Raw genomic sequence first — 15,659 nt, 5'->3', positions numbered from 1 at the left:
CAGTAGATAAAAATAAAGAATAGTTATCAATAAAATCTGAAAAAATAAGATCGATATACATATAAGGATTTCATTAAGGGACTAATATTGCCTATTATACTTATATGTATATCGATTTTTTATTTAAAAGCTAGACGATACCTATAAATCCCAAAATTCTAATTGATAATTCACTATTAAAATGATGCATTTGTGTGTACACATATAGTGGACTGTGAGGAAATAATAGTCTTGTACTAGGACACTATAACCGTGATAGATAGGAAAAATTACATCTATACACAGAATAAAATAGGGTAAAAATATACTTTGCCACAATTAAAATGAGTTCTGTTCAATTTTGATGATAAATTACCTATGATTTATTCAATTCGTGTAATATAGCTTGTCCGCCAATAAAGTACTTTTATTTTGGTTTCATAGGTGTTATTATTTAACTCGTAATAAGAATAAAAACGGTAAATTCACATTCAAGCCCATCACAGCACGAACTGGATTTACTTAGCGGTATATATATTTTAAGTGAATTATGGACGAGAAAAAATTCACCTTAGTGAAAGGGGATTGATACATGAAAACCACCGCTAAAAAAATGTCTGTATTCCAGCTAACCACAATGGTAGCAGCCAATATGCTAGGAGCTGGGATCATTATGTTACCAACTAATTTGGCTCAAGTTGGTACTATTTCAGTTTTATCTTGGCTCGTGACAGCTGTGGGTGCGCTTTTACTAGCGTATATTTTTGCTCAAGCGGGTATGTTCTCCCAAAAACAAGGGGGCATGGGCGGTTATGCAGAACATCGCTTCGGTAAAACTGGACATTTTATGGCGAGCTATGCTTACAGCATATCTCTCATCATTGCTAATATCGCCATCGCGGTATCTGCCGTAGGTTATGGCGCAGCTTTCTTTGGCGTTGACCTCAATGCGACACAAACAAGTCAGGTAACAATTGTGCTCTTGTGGTTTGCAGCGATTCTAAACTTCAGAGGGAATCGTTTCACAGGTCGACTCAGCAATATGACTATTTGGGGCTCTATTGTTCCGGTTTTATTAATCGGTACAATCGGCTGGTATTGGTTTGATCCATCTATTTATTGGGCGGCATGGAACCCAAATGATCTTCCGCTTTATGATGCGGTAAAACAATCTATTTCCCTAACTTTATGGGGCTTCCTAGGATTTGAGTCCGCAGCGGCTAATGCTGATGCTGTTGAGAATCCAAAGAAAAACGTACCTATCGCAACTGTGGCGGGTACATTAGCAGTGGCCGTGGTTTATATCTTGTCCACAAACGTTATGGCAGGTATTGTGCCTAACGTTGATTTATTAAATTCTAATGCACCATTCGGTTTGACATTCGTATACATGTTCAATGATACAATTGCAAACATCGTTATGGCTGCTATGGTTATTTCTTGCTTTGGCGCTTTGCTTTGCTGGCAATTCACATTGTCTCGCGTCTTCAAAAGTGCAGCAGAACATGGTTACTTCCCTAAAATATTCGCTCGTGTAAATAGCAAAGATGCTCCTGTTCGTGGTGTATTGATTTTACTCGCTGTTGAAACATTACTTACTTTATTCACTGCAAGCGAATCCTTGCGTGAGCAATTTGAAATCTTAGTAAACTTAGCGGTTGTAACTAACGTAGTACCGTATGTATTGTGCATCTTGGCAGTACCTACAATGATGCGTATGGCTGGCGTAGCTGAAAGTCGTATTAAACGCTCTAATTACTTGTTCGGTATAGGCGTTCTTTACTGCCTATATGCAATCTACGCATGTGGCTTTGATGCTATGGTAGGTAGCGCAGTGGCAGTAAGCATAGGCTTGGTGATCTATGTTTTGCGTAAAGCGTGGGATACACGCAGAGCACACCGCTTACAACAAAGTATTGATTAACTGAATACATCTCGTCTTATTAGAGGCTATTACTTGGTAATAGCCTCTTTTTTATCATAATCATGCATTAGACTTATAATTAATGCGAGCTAGATATGAAAAAATATAAAGAGTATTATTATTAATCAAATTTTTGCTGTGTATAAAAAGATTTTATAATAAAGTTTTTACATTGCTTTATTATTATTAAAATTAATATATATACCGTCATATACAGTAAATATAATAAAAAATTATTTATATAAGTTAATTTATATAATTTTATGCAGGATTGTGAATTTAATCATTAATCAATATTTTTTATCAGTATAAAAATTATATTGAAAATATACGAAATATATATACCCATAAGGGGTATATGTATTGTAAATAGAGTGTTAATATAGTATATTTATAATCGATAAAAATGAATGAACTAGTGAGTGTCGGTATTTACCGAGCGTAAAAGAGGAAAATGGGTGAAAAACCCATACTATGCAAATAGCTGTAATGAGGAGCAAGGTTTCATTATAGGGTCACTGGGAAACTGGGAAGGCCGAAATGTTGCGATGAATCAGAGTCAGAAAGCCTGCTCTAAAGGCATGGTATGCATATGCTGTGCTTAATTTGGGTTAGTCGGGCGACTAACCTTTTTTCGTTCCCTAGCCTTTAAGCTTCATCGCTATATAAAAAGCTAGTACCATTAGTTTGTCATTTGAATTGTTGTTAGTGTTTAGAGAGTTTAGGAGGCGCCTATGGGCAAACGCTTTGTCAAACAATTGGGGCAATTTATTGTTACCTTGTTTGGCATCACATTTTTGACATTTTGTCTCACCTATTTAGCACCAGGTGACCCAGTAACGATGTTACTTGAAACGGCAGATACTATCGTATCTCAGGAGCTTATCGATGAAACTCGAGCTCAGCTTGGGTTAGATAAACCATTTGTAGTACAGTATGCAAACTGGGTCGTCAATGCCGCACAAGGTGATTTAGGGATGAGTTATTCTGCTAAAAAACCAGTAGTAGATCGTATGTTGGAGGCTTTACCAGGTACATTAATGTTAGCGGGTACGGCTTTAGTATTTACGCTGCTCTATGCATTGCCTGCAGGTATTATAAGCGCCTTAAATCGTAACAAATGGGTTGATTATGTGTTGAGATTTCTATCCTTCGTAGGCGTATCTATGCCTACGTTCTGGTTAGGTCTTGTACTGATTTACATCTTCGGTCTTAAATTGGGCCTTGTACCGATTGCATCCTCTCGAGTGACTGCGTCTGGTGTTATTTTGCCCGCTATTACTTTGGCAGTTGTTGTTGGGTCTAAATACATGCGTCAAGTGCGGCTAGTTATCCTTGAGGAAATGCAAAAGGATTATGTTATTGGCGCTCGTGCTCGCGGTGTTAGTGAGATAAAAATTTTATTCGGTCATATTTTACCTAATGCGGTGTTACCACTCATCACTATTCTTGGAGTTGTTATTGGTTGGTTACTAGGTGGTGTGGCAGTCGTAGAAATGGTATTCTCTTGGCCGGGACTTGGGAATATGGCAATTTATGCTATTACTATGCGCGATTATCCATTGATTGAAGGTTTTGTGTTGTGGGTTGCTTTAGCATATATGTGTATTAACGCATTGGTTGATGCATCATATATCTTATTAGACCCTAGATTGAAAAGGGAGAGAGCATAATGGCAGAATTTATTCAAAAACATAAATTGTTCTCTTTCTATAGTGGGTTGATGATTATCATTGTTCTCATCGCTATCTTTGCACCCTGGCTTGCACCGGGCGATGCTTTCACCTCAAATATAAGTCAGGCATTGCAAGCACCAAGCAGCCAACATTGGTTTGGTACAGATAAATTAGGACGTGATGTATTATCTCGTATCATTTATGGTACTCAATTATCCTTGTTCATGGGCGTATCCATCGTCGTTATCATGGTGAGCATTGGTACTATCATCGGTGCTATAGCAGGCTATTTTGGCGGTAAAGTTGAAATGGTTCTTATGCGTTTAGCAGACATCATGTTATCATTCCCTGGTATCGTATTGGCTATTGCTATTGCTGGTATTCTAGGTGGTAGCATTGTAAATACGATTTTAGCCTTATCTGTTGTAGGTTGGGCAAAATATGCTCGTATTGTACGTTCTATGACGCTCAAGGTGCGCGGTGAGGAATATGTAACGGCTGCTGTTATGATGGGCGCATCTACGACGGCCATCATCAGACGTCATATCATTCCTAATATTATGCCTCTCGTTATTACAACAGGTGCATTAGATATCGGGGCTATCATGATTGAGGTAGCAGGTTTATCCTTCCTTGGCTTTGGTGCTCAGCCACCGACTCCAGAATGGGGTCTTATGCTTAACGAGGGTCGCCAGTACTTGCAAACGAGTCCATGGCTCATGGCATTCCCTGGTATGTCCATCCTTATCGTGGTTGCTATTTTTAATCTTTGGTCTGACTCCTTACGAGATGTAGTGGATCCAAAAAATCAAGGATAAAATTGTTTTTACCTTCATAAATTTGAATCTTTATCTAGTGAAAGTTTCATTATGACTGGTAAGAAATTATGGTTTTTCCATCACAACTATTTTAGATAGTGATGATGTTAAATGTTTTTATGTTTTACATGTAGTTGTAAAAGGAGATTTTAAATGAAAAAATCTTGGAAAAAGGCCCTATTAGCAGGTCTTAGTATTGTAATGATGGGTTCCTTCATAGCTGGTTGTGGGTCTGATAATAATGGTGCTGCTAACAAAGATGTATTAAAAGTAGGCGTTACTAACTTCGCATCCACATTAGAACCTACAGAAAACTTCTTCGCATGGGTTGTAATGCGCTATGGTGTAGGTGAAACATTGGCTAAGTTTGACGAACAAATGAAACCTCAACCATGGATTGCATCTAAATGGGAAGTATCCCCAGACCATAAAACGTGGACTTTCACAATCAATGATAAGGTGAAATTCTCCAATGGTAAAAAAGTTGATGCAGCAGCTGTAAAGGCGTCTATTGAACGTGCTTTTGCAAAGTCTAATCGTGCGAAAACATTCTTTGAATATGACTCTATGGAAGCTAATGGTCAACAATTAGTTATTCATACAACAAAAGAATATCCTAATATGCCTGGCCTTTTAGCGGATCCGTTGTTCCTAATCGTTGACGTTCAAGCTGAAAAAGATGGCCGTAACTTTGCGAAGGAAGGTCCTATCGGTACAGGCCCATATGTAGTTAAATCCTTCACTAAAGAACGTGCTGAAATGGCTGCGAACGAAAACTACTGGGATGGTACAGTACCATTTAAAACTGTAGAAATTCCTTCCATCGATGACCCTAATACGCGTGCTTTGAGCTTACAATCTGGCGACGTAGATATGGCTGTTAACATCGGTCCTGGTGAAATTGGTTTATTCCAAGGCAATGATAAATTCAAAGTAGATGAAATCGCATCTCTTCGTGTCGTATTGGCCCGTATTAATCAAAAAGGTATTCTTGGAGATGACAAAGTTCGTGCTGCAGTTATCTCTGCAACAGACCGTAAAAACTATGCTGATGTATTGTTAAAAGGTACATTTATTCCTGGTTCTGCTCCAATTCCACCATCCATGGACTATGGCTTCAACGATTTGAAAGATCCTAATGCGTATAATCCTGAACGTTCTAAACAATTGTTGGCTGAAGATGGTTGGAAAGATACTGATGGCGATGGGATCCTTGATAAAGATGGCAAACCATTAACATTCAACTTCATAGTATATAACTCTCGTGCAGAATTACCACTTTATGCAGAAGCTGTTCAAGCAGACCTTAAAAAGGTTGGCATCGATATGAAAATCAAAACAGTTGACTATAACTTGATCGATAAAATGGGTCAAGACGGCGACTATGATATGCTTATCTCCAACATTGTAACAGCTAATACAGGTGATCCAATCTGGTTCTTGGCTAACTATTGGCACACTAACAACAATGGCTCCAACCCTCAAAATGGTTCTGGTTACTCCAATCCACAAGTTGACCAATTGTTAGATGCAGCTGAAACTGAATTCGACCCAGCAAAACGTCGTGATTATGCAATGCAAATTCAACAATTGTTGATGAATGATGGTGCTGCATTATTCTTAGGCTATCCTAAAACTAATATCGTTACAGGTTCTTACTTGAAAGGTGCTGTAATGTACCCAAGTGATTACTACTGGATTACTAACAAAATTACAAAATAGTGAGGAGCTATAATGGCAGAAAACATACTAACTGTAGAAAACCTTAACATTGCGTACCAAGGTGTGCCTGCTGTTATGGATGTGAACTTTACCTTGGAACGCGGTAAGGTATTAACCATTGTAGGTGAGTCCGGATCCGGTAAAACTACTGTAATCCGGGCCCTCATGGGTTTATTACCTGTAGGTGGTGAGGTTACAGACGGTACAATGATCTTTAACGGTCACAACCTTCGTACCCTATCTAAGTCAGAATGGAGAGCCATACGTGGTAAAGATATGGCTATGATTTTCCAAGATAGTGGTAGTGCATTAGATCCAATTGTTCGCATTGGTAAACAATTTAGAGAATTGTTTACATCTCATATTGAAATCACTAATGATGAATGTGATCGACGAGCAATTGAGTTATTAGAATCTGTATCTCTTCCTAATGGAGCGGATATATTGCGCCGTTATCCACACGAATTATCTGGTGGTCAACGTCAACGTGTTGGTATTGCTATGGCGTTAGCATTGGACCCAGCATTACTCATCGGTGACGAACCGACATCTGCACTCGATGTAACAACACAATCTCAAGTGGTTATGCAAATGCTTGAACTAGCTAAAGAGCATAATTCTGCAATAGTCATGGTAACTCATAACCTTGGTGTAGCAGCGTATATGTCTGACTATATTATTGTTATGAAAAAGGGCCGTGTTGTAGATGCTGGAACCCCACAAGACATTTTGGAAAATCCATCTAATGAATATACGAAACAACTAAAAGACGCTGTGCCAACATTGGGAGGAGGTCGTTACATTGACTAATTACGCAGTAGAAATTAAGAATGTATGTAAACGATTCCCACTTCCTACTGGTGGTGAGCTTGAAGCATGTAAGGATATTAATATAACTCTCGAAAAAGGTCAGTCCCTTGGGATTGTAGGGGAATCTGGCTCTGGGAAAACAACATTGGTTCGTATGATCATGAAAATGCTTCCTATTACGGAAGGCGAGATTTATGTAGATGGTGTAGAGATTCAACATATGAATTCTGAACAAACGAAAGAATATCGTAAAAAGATTCAAATGGTATTCCAAGATCCATCTGCAGCTTTTAACCCACGTATGAAGGTTAAAGATATCATTCTTGAGCCACTTTATAATTTTGGTCTTCTTGAAAAGGGAAAAGAAGAGCAAATCGCAGGTGACTACCTGGAAATGGTAGATTTATCTCGCGAGTTTATGCATCGCTATCCTCATGAAATGTCTGGTGGTCAACGCCAACGTGTTGCCATTGCTCGTGCTATCGTTTTAGAGCCCGAAATCCTCGTGTTAGACGAGGCTACTAGTGCCCTAGATGTATCTGTACAAGACTCCATTGCGTACCTTTTGGCGCGTTTACAAAAAAAGAAAAATTTAACATACCTATTTATTGCTCATGATATTGCCTTTATTCGTACTATGTGCCACAAGGTGGTCGTAATGTACAAAGGTGCTATCGTTGAAGAACTAGATGCTTTCCACTTGGCGGATGCAAAACATCCATATACAAAGGTTTTATTGAGCTCTATCTTTGAAATTGGTCAAGATCATAAGCCGCTTACCTTGGATGAGGCTGCATTAGAAGCTTAATAGGAAAATTTACTTTCAAAATTTCAAAAGTATAAATTTGAAATGTAGAGAGTTACATCGGATAGGTAAACTTAAAATAGCAGTTAGTTTCAAGACTAACTGCTATTTTTATGCATAGTTAAGATATGAAATTTTTTAATAGATATATTGAAATGTTTCTCAAATTATACATTGTGTTAACACCTAATATATAGTATAGTTGACTGTATAAAATATACCCCTATGGGTATAATAAGATATGCTCATATGAAGTGATGTACATAGATTCTCTTTATATTAACTATTGTAAAAGCAGGTTATATTTACTAGATTATGTTAATGCAAAAAATAGTGAGTATCTGAGTATAAATAGATAGTTAATGTGTGTAGAAAGGTTAGGTGTATAAATGAAAGGATTACGCAAGTCTTTACTAATTGGTATGACCCTTGGTATGACCGTGCTCGGGACTATTGGTTGTATGAATCAAGATTCTGCTTCATCTAATGATGTATTAAAGGTAGGGGCTATTAGTTTTGCTGGCACATTAGAACCAACGGAAAATTATTTTAGTTGGGCCGTTGTACGATTTGGTATAGGTGAAACGCTTATCAAGTTTGATGATCAAATGAAAGCAACGCCTTGGCTTGCCACCTCTTGGAAGCAAGGTGATGACAAGTTAACATGGACTTTCACCATCAATGATAAAGTTAAATTCTCAAATGGTAATAGTTTGACAGCTGAGGCGGTAAAAGCATCTTTAGAACGAACTTTTGCTAAAAGTAAACGAGCAAAAACGTTCTTTAACTATACAGAAATTACTGCTAACGGTCAGGAGTTGACCATCAAGACTGACAAGGAATATTATAATTTGCCCAACTTGTTAGGAGATCCATTGTTTTTGATTATGGATGTGACAGCAGAGGCGAATGGTCGTGATATTGCAAAGGAAGGTCCTATTGGTACTGGTCCATATGTAGTATCCTCTTTCACAAAAGAGCGTGCTGAACTAAAGCGCAATGATAATTACTGGGATGGCAAGGCAGGCTTTGCTAAGGTTGAAATCCCATCTATTAATGATGCGAATACTCGTGCTATGGCGTTACAAGCGGGCGATGTAGATATGGCCGTTAACATTGGACCTGGTGAATATAGTATCTTCCAAAATGATAAGAAATTCACTATCTATGAAGTGGCTTCCTTGCGTGACGTATTTGTTCGTATGGGGCAAAAAGGGAAACTACAGAATCCTAATCTTCGTGCAGCCCTCATTGCAGCAGCAGACCGTGAGTCTTATGCGAAGAACCTCATGAAGGATACCTTCGTAGCCGGTAAGGCTCCATTGCCACCATCCATAGACTATGGCTTTAACCAATTGCGTGATCCTAATAAATATAATGTAGAACGTGCTAAAGAATTACTGAAACGTGAAGGTTATGAAGATACAAATGGCGACGGTATTGTAGATAAAGACGGTGAAAACCTCGTACTTGATTTTTATGCCTACACAACTCGTCCTGAATTGCCATTATATGCGGAAGCATTGCAAGCGGACTACAAAAAAATCGGTGTAGATTTACGAATTAAAATCGTAGATTATGCGGTTATCGACACATTATCTCAATCTGGTGATTATGATATGATTATCTCCAGTGTTGTAACCGCTAATACGGGTCAACCAGTATGGTTCTTGAAACAATATTGGGGTATAGGCGTTGAAACTAATGGGTCTGGCTTCTCTAATCCTCGTTTCGATGAATTGTTGGCTCTTGGTGAAAGTAGTAGCGATCCAGTGGTGCGTCGTAATGCGGTTATCAATGCCCAACAACTGATGTTAGATAACGCTGTAGCATTATTCCTTGGGTATCCTAAAATTAATATTGTAGGTAATAAACATATTGATGGTATCAAGATAACACCGTCTGAATATTACATCATTACAAAAGATTTGAAAAAGAAATAAAGTTTGCTGCTTACATAAAAATAAAAGGACTAGCTCGCATGGGCTAGTCCTTTGTGTTATCTAAATATTATTTTTTTTCTGTTACATCTAAGTCTGCCATGTTAACTGCATTGGCCTTGCCAATCATTTTATTATACTTGGTAAATAATTGCGTATAAGCTTCGCCATAAGATGAGTTGATAATAATATAGTTGCGTGCCTCTGCAACAAATTCTTTTACTGAGTCTTGATACTCTCTTACCGCATTTTGTACTTCTGGTGTAGTACCAGGTTGTAATTTATTGAGGCGTTGTGTAATTTGTTGTAAGTTTGATTCTACCTTTTGGGTGTCTGTATTCCCATCTGGATCAATAAGGTCAATAGTTTGTGCTGTTATGAGATTTATCTCTATAAAGTTAACCGCATTTTCCCGCTTTTCTCCCTGATACTCAGTCATGCGTTCGTTATAAAGCTCATTATTACGATTATCTAAAGCTAAGTCTAATGCATTATATGTAGCGTAGAACTGTTCTGCTAAAGGTACATATTGAGCTGCTAGCTCATCGCTACCTTTATAATTATCCTTTTCATAACGACGTTCCACATAGTAAGATTGCAACTGATCAGCAATAGGAATAATTTGATCAAGTACTACGAGGACGTCATTTGTCGCTTGGTTTACGTCTTCGTAGGGTGTAGAACTATCTTGTTTTGCTACCTCTAATGCAGCTTTAAGTTCCTTATATTTAGGTAAGGTAATCGTCGTATTATGAGACCCATTGCGCAACTCTTCAAGAGTTGGCTGTAATTGGCTAGCATAGGCTACACTGTATGAGTTATATGCATCTAATGCAACAATATAAGGTCGTATGGCGTTGATTTTATCGTCAACGGTTGATCGATATAAAATTGTCGTTGTATTGGATGATAAGAGTGTATACACCCCATAGATCCCACCACCGATAATAGCAGCACCGAGCACAATGGCTGCTATTAACTTGATGTACCCCTTTTTCAACTGCGCACGCTCCTTGAAAACACACTAACTCTTTTGGATCCATTTGGACAGACTAATGTCCTAAGAGTAATTATTTACATTATATCACAACTTTACGTGGCAAAAAAGACGTATAGATACGATAATTATAAGGAATAGATGAAAATGTTAGATTTGGACATGTATTTATATTTATAATTAGCGATTAAACGATGAATGAGGCTGTAAGCTGTTATAAAAATATACTTTTAAAAGTAAAACTATATACTCTCTAGACGTTGCAGCTGCGGCTGGTATAATAGCAAGTATAGTATTCATTATATGGGGAGTTCGTTATGTCAGAATCGAATCATTTAATCAATTTTGCTACATCTTCGGAACTTATTGCTAATGGGGAAGGGCGTAATGTGTTATCTGCCATTGAGGACGGATTACGCAGTTGTGATGAGTTTTTAATATCTGTAGCTTTTATTACCCCAGAAGGCTTGTTGACGTTAAAGCCAATCTTAAAGGAATTAGAGGATCGTGGTGTTCGAGGTCGTGTGTTAACGACAGATTATCTTGGTTTTAATAGTCCACAAGTTTTGGAAGATTTAGGAAGTTTAAATAATATTGAGTTAAAAGTGTATTGTACCACGCAAGGTAGTGATCATGGATTCCATACAAAAGGCTACATTTTTAGAAAAGATGAATCTTATCAGATAATAGTTGGTAGTTCTAATTTAACTATTAATGCATTAAAGAAAAATCGTGAATGGAATACTCGCTCTGAAGCTCATTGCAGTGATACCTATGCTCGAGAAATTACGGAAGAATTTGACTTATATTGGAATTCAAAATTTTCTATTCCCTATGAAGATTTTATTCCTTGGTATAAACCAAGATGGGTACGGCCAGAGCGCGCTTCACAAAAGACTGTAGCAGAGCAATTTAGAAAAATAGATTTGGGTCAACTAGAGCCTAATACCATACAACAACAGTTTATTGCTAACTTCAATGAACTAAGGGCTAATAATGCTAAAAGAGGCCTTTTGATTTCTGCTACGGGTACCGGCAAAACCTATGCGGCGGCTTTTGCTATGAGAGAAATGAAGCCTAAAAGAATATTATTTTTAGTACATCGGGAACAAATTGCAAAACAAGCGATTGCTAGCTTTGAGCGGATTTATAATGATCCATCCATTACATTTGGTTTGGTTTCTGGGAATGCTAAATACTATAATGCGACTCATGTATTCTCTACGATGCAAATGATGGGTCGTAATGATGTAATGAAACAGTATGATCCAAAGGAATTTGACTGTATTATTATTGACGAAGTGCATCGTGCAGGTTCAGATAGTTACCAACGCATCATTGATTACTTTGATCCTCAATTTTTATTGGGAATGACAGCTAGCCCGGAACGTACAGATGGTTATGATTTATATGAATTGTTTGACCATAATATTATTTACGAAATTCGATTACAACAGGCTTTAGAAGAAGATTTATTATGTCCATTTCATTATTTTGGTATTAGTGATTTATGGGTAGATAATCAAGAAGATATTTCTGATATGGAGGTATCCTTTTCAAACTTGTCTACAAAAGAGCGGGTAGATAAAATTGTAGAAAAGATTCGCTATTTTGGTCATAGTGGTAGTCGTGTAAAGGGCTTAGTATTTTGTAGTAATCGAGTTGAGGCAAAAGAGCTGTCTAATGCTTTTAATGAGCGTGGTGTTTATCGCACTGTATGTTTGACTGGTGAAGATAGCCAAGTAACTAGGGAAATAGCAATTGCTCGATTAACGGGAACCGGTGATTATCAGGGGCGTCCAGACCTACAATTGGATTATATCTTTACCGTAGATATCTTTAATGAAGGTGTTGATATTCCAGAAATTAATCAAGTTATTATGCTACGTCAAACTGAAAGCCCTATAATTTTTATTCAACAACTTGGACGTGGCCTTCGTAAATTTGAAGATAAAGAATATGTAGTTATCTTGGATTTTATTGGAAATTATACTAATAATTTTATGATTCCATTAGCCTTATCTGGTGATAGGAGCTATAACAAAGATACATTGCGTCGTTATGTACAAGCTGGCAATCGTATTATTCCAGGTACATCAACTGTACATTTTGATAAAATTGCAAAACAACGTATTTATGAATCTATTGATACGGCAAGATTTTCCGATATGAAATTAATTAAAGAAGCCTATTTTAATTTACGCTTCAAATTAGGTCGTATTCCTAAAATTTCTGATTTTGCTGATCATGGTTCGATTGATGTTAGTAGAATTTTTAGTAAATTTAAGTCCTATCATCATTTCCTGATAAAGATTAAGGATAAGGATTATGATATATCCTTTACACCGGCTCAGGAGCGAATGCTACATTTTATATCTCAGAAATTAACGACAGGGATGCGTGTAAGAGAGCTTCTATTATTGCAAGCGTTACTAGATGGTCGTGATGATGTGATTAATTATGTTTCCGAAGAGCTATTTGATAGTTACAATGTAGATCTATCGGAATATGGACGTGTTAATCTCATCAATATGATGACAAATCAATTTGGTGTTCAAGTAGCACAAAAGACATTTGCCGATAGTGAATTTATTGAATTTTCCAATGGTAGCTATGGTATATCTCGAATCTTTAAACAGGCTTTAGAGGATAATAATTTTAAGGAACAAGTTCAAGAGCTTATTGCTTATGGGTTGAAGCAGTTCAATGAAAAATACAAAGACAATATTTATAGTAATACACCATTTGCATTATATGAAAAATATACATATGAACAGGTGTGTCAATTATTAGAGTGGCCTCAAAACGAAGTTCCTCTCAACATTGGGGGCTATAAATTCCATAAAGAAACAAAGACATATCCCGTTTTTATTAATTACCATAAAGCCGACGATATTCAAGATACCATTAAATACGAGGATAGATTTGAGAATCCAGGATTACTAAAAGCTATTTCTAAAAATAAGAGAACCTTTGCCTCTGATGATGTACAAACCGCGTTTAATGCTGATGAACTAGGTGTTGCTATGCATTTATTTGTGAGAAAAAACAAGGATGATGAAGAGTCTAAAGAGTTTTATTATTTGGGACCGATTCATTCTACTGGTCAGGAAAATGCTAAAGAAATTTCTATGGTTAATGGTACTGCGGCGGTAGAGTTAGAATATGTACTCGAAGTACCTGTACGGGATGATATTTATGATTATATTGTTAATGGATAAGGATATTTATGAGTGAACAACGAAAACACATTGAAGTTGTAGCAGCTATTATAAAAAAGGATAATACCATATTAGCAACTCAGCGTGGATATGGTGATTTAAAAGATGGTTGGGAATTTCCGGGTGGCAAAATTGAACCTGGTGAACCCCATGAAGTAGCTCTTATTAGAGAAATCAAAGAAGAACTAGAAGCTGATATTAATATTCAAGAGCATATTATTACTATCGAATATACCGGTTATGAAAAATTTGATTTAACAATGCACTGTTATTTATGTTCGTTGAAAAATGATTCTAATATTACCTTAGTAGAACATGAAGCTGCTAAATGGCTATCTAAAGAAACCTTATATTCTGTAGATTGGTTACCTGCTGATATTGATGCGGTAGATGAAATGTATAGACGTTTATAAGCTTAACATTGAATTACCTAAAAGTCCCTATCTAGGATAGGGGCTTTTTATGTTTACTCTAGTTGTTACATGGCAAGAATAAATAACTTTCACTATACCAAAATAAATTGTATATCCGGTTATAGTCGTATATAATAATATTAAAAGATTTGTATTTTTCGATATAATCAAAGAAAGGAGTACAATATGTCAAATTTTATCACTCCTAAAGAATTATTAGCTTGTCTCGATGAGGTCATCGTTTTAGATGCTAGAGGGTATCAAGATTATAAAAAAGGCCATATTAAGGGGGCTTATGCGGTAGATTTAGACAAGGATTTGACTGGTCCTTTAGGCGAGCATGGTGGACGTCATCCATTGCCAGATATGGAACAGTTAGCTCATACCTTTGAGTCTTATGGCATCACTCGTAACTCAAAGGTTGTAGTATATGATTCGTGGCTATTCTTAGCGGGCCGTCTTTGGTGGACGTTACGTTACATGGGCTTAACAGATGTACGCGTTTTATCTGGTGGTATTGAACGCTGGGTTCGAGAGGGCCATCTCCTAACTAAAGAGCCGACCCCGTTACCTGCTAAACCGTCTATTTTTAACTATGAGTTGCAAACGGATATGGTTATGAGTCGCGATGAGGTGCTCAAGGCTAGTGAAAGCGGAGATCATGTTATCATCGATGCTCGTGCGCCATTCCGTTATGATGGATCTCAAGTGGATACGATGGATGGCATGACAGGACATATTCCTGGGGCTGTTAATCATTTTTATGAAAGTGGTTATACCGTAGATGGTCCTAAATCCTTGAAAGATTTAGAGGCTGAGTATTACAACGAAATCTACCAAAATCGGCCAGTTGTAACGTACTGTGGGTCTGGTGTGACTGCCTGCAATGCGTTGTTAACCATGAGTGAAGTAGGCCTTGAATCTGCTTTATATGTTGGTAGTTCTAGTGACTGGGTAACGTATGAAGGTTTTCCTCTTAGCACAGGTGTAGAAACATTAAACTAACATAGGAGGGCGAATGAATCTATTAAAACAATTATTAACAGTCGTTGCCTTTGGTTATTTGTGTTATCACATCTATACCTTCGGACCGGGTATGTTTAATGTAACCGTATTAGTGATTCTTATCTTGTCGGCGGTGGCTAACTATTTCCGTGAGAAACGTGAAAGCGATCTTAAAGCAAATGAAAATGCCCGCAAGGCTCGTGCCGAAGCAAGACATGCTAAAAAACATAAAAAGCAGTAGTATTGCTAACATATAATCCTTAAATTAGCTTACGGTAAGCAAAAACTTGATGTATATTCTATGTGAAAGAGACTTTCACCAAGTTAAATACGGTGAATAGTATTAGAT

Annotated in this window: 12 protein-coding genes and 1 riboswitch; of the genes, 11 read left to right on the top strand and 1 reads right to left on the bottom strand. The window is 37.2% G+C overall.

The genetic code is table 11. From position 1 onward, the window contains the following. Positions 1-571 precede the first annotated feature (571 nt). The 7 genes from potE (at position 572) to FNLLGLLA_RS08360 (ending at position 9,677) form a co-directional block, all read left to right on the top strand. Positions 572-1,903 (top strand): putrescine-ornithine antiporter, encoded by a 1,332-nt coding sequence (gene potE, locus FNLLGLLA_RS08390; protein WP_004697529.1) that lies wholly within the window; start codon positions 572-574, stop codon positions 1,901-1,903. A gap of 402 nt (positions 1,904-2,305) precedes the next feature. Continuing rightward, positions 2,306-2,493: riboswitch (cobalamin riboswitch) on the top strand. A gap of 144 nt (positions 2,494-2,637) precedes the next feature. Further along, complete coding sequence (gene nikB, locus FNLLGLLA_RS08385) at positions 2,638-3,576, top strand: nickel ABC transporter permease (protein WP_004697516.1); 939 nt, start codon at positions 2,638-2,640, stop codon at positions 3,574-3,576. Beyond that, the gene (gene nikC, locus FNLLGLLA_RS08380; RefSeq protein ID WP_004695039.1) at positions 3,576-4,397 is read left to right on the top strand and encodes a nickel transporter permease; all 822 of its coding nucleotides are present in this window, start codon (positions 3,576-3,578) and stop codon (positions 4,395-4,397) included. The genes nikB and nikC overlap by 1 nt, the downstream gene beginning before the upstream one ends. Positions 4,398-4,550: 153 nt before the next feature. After that, the gene (locus FNLLGLLA_RS08375; RefSeq protein ID WP_004697531.1) at positions 4,551-6,119 is read left to right on the top strand and encodes an ABC transporter substrate-binding protein; all 1,569 of its coding nucleotides are present in this window, start codon (positions 4,551-4,553) and stop codon (positions 6,117-6,119) included. A 12-nt stretch (positions 6,120-6,131) separates the two neighbouring features. Then, on the top strand, positions 6,132-6,929 hold the full coding sequence (locus tag FNLLGLLA_RS08370) for an ABC transporter ATP-binding protein (RefSeq protein ID WP_004695041.1): 798 nt from the start codon (positions 6,132-6,134) through the stop codon (positions 6,927-6,929). After that, on the top strand, positions 6,922-7,737 hold the full coding sequence (locus FNLLGLLA_RS08365; protein WP_004695042.1) for an ABC transporter ATP-binding protein: 816 nt from the start codon (positions 6,922-6,924) through the stop codon (positions 7,735-7,737). The genes FNLLGLLA_RS08370 and FNLLGLLA_RS08365 overlap by 8 nt, the downstream gene beginning before the upstream one ends. Positions 7,738-8,123: 386 nt before the next feature. Beyond that, entirely contained in the window at positions 8,124-9,677 is a 1,554-nt protein-coding gene (locus tag FNLLGLLA_RS08360) for an ABC transporter substrate-binding protein (RefSeq protein ID WP_156697272.1), read from the top strand. A 67-nt stretch (positions 9,678-9,744) separates the two neighbouring features. Here the strand turns inward: FNLLGLLA_RS08360 and FNLLGLLA_RS08355 are convergent, their stop codons facing one another. After that, positions 9,745-10,674, bottom strand: a complete 930-nt coding sequence (locus FNLLGLLA_RS08355) for a DUF3829 domain-containing protein (protein WP_004695044.1) — start codon at positions 10,672-10,674, stop codon at positions 9,745-9,747. Positions 10,675-10,988: 314 nt separating this feature from the next. On the opposite strand from FNLLGLLA_RS08355, the gene FNLLGLLA_RS08350 reads away from it, so the two are divergent. The 4 genes from FNLLGLLA_RS08350 to FNLLGLLA_RS08335 all read left to right on the top strand — a co-directional run bounded on the left by FNLLGLLA_RS08350 (position 10,989) and on the right by FNLLGLLA_RS08335 (position 15,551). Continuing rightward, a complete protein-coding gene (locus tag FNLLGLLA_RS08350) occupies positions 10,989-13,892 on the top strand; it encodes a DUF3427 domain-containing protein (RefSeq protein ID WP_156697271.1) in 2,904 nt (967 codons plus the stop codon). Positions 13,893-13,900: 8 nt separating this feature from the next. Beyond that, complete coding sequence (locus FNLLGLLA_RS08345; RefSeq protein ID WP_004695046.1) at positions 13,901-14,305, top strand: (deoxy)nucleoside triphosphate pyrophosphohydrolase; 405 nt, start codon at positions 13,901-13,903, stop codon at positions 14,303-14,305. A 186-nt stretch (positions 14,306-14,491) separates the two neighbouring features. After that, a complete protein-coding gene (locus FNLLGLLA_RS08340; RefSeq protein ID WP_174892365.1) occupies positions 14,492-15,310 on the top strand; it encodes a sulfurtransferase in 819 nt (272 codons plus the stop codon). Positions 15,311-15,323: 13 nt separating this feature from the next. Further along, complete coding sequence (locus tag FNLLGLLA_RS08335) at positions 15,324-15,551, top strand: hypothetical protein (protein ID WP_004695048.1); 228 nt, start codon at positions 15,324-15,326, stop codon at positions 15,549-15,551. Positions 15,552-15,659 lie beyond the last annotated feature (108 nt).

This window comes from Veillonella parvula (genome assembly GCF_902810435.1).
In the GTDB taxonomy this organism is placed as follows: Bacteria; Bacillota; Negativicutes; order Veillonellales; family Veillonellaceae; genus Veillonella.
The sequence above is the reverse complement of the archived record's forward strand: the minus strand, read 5'-3'. Positions and strand labels throughout refer to the sequence as shown.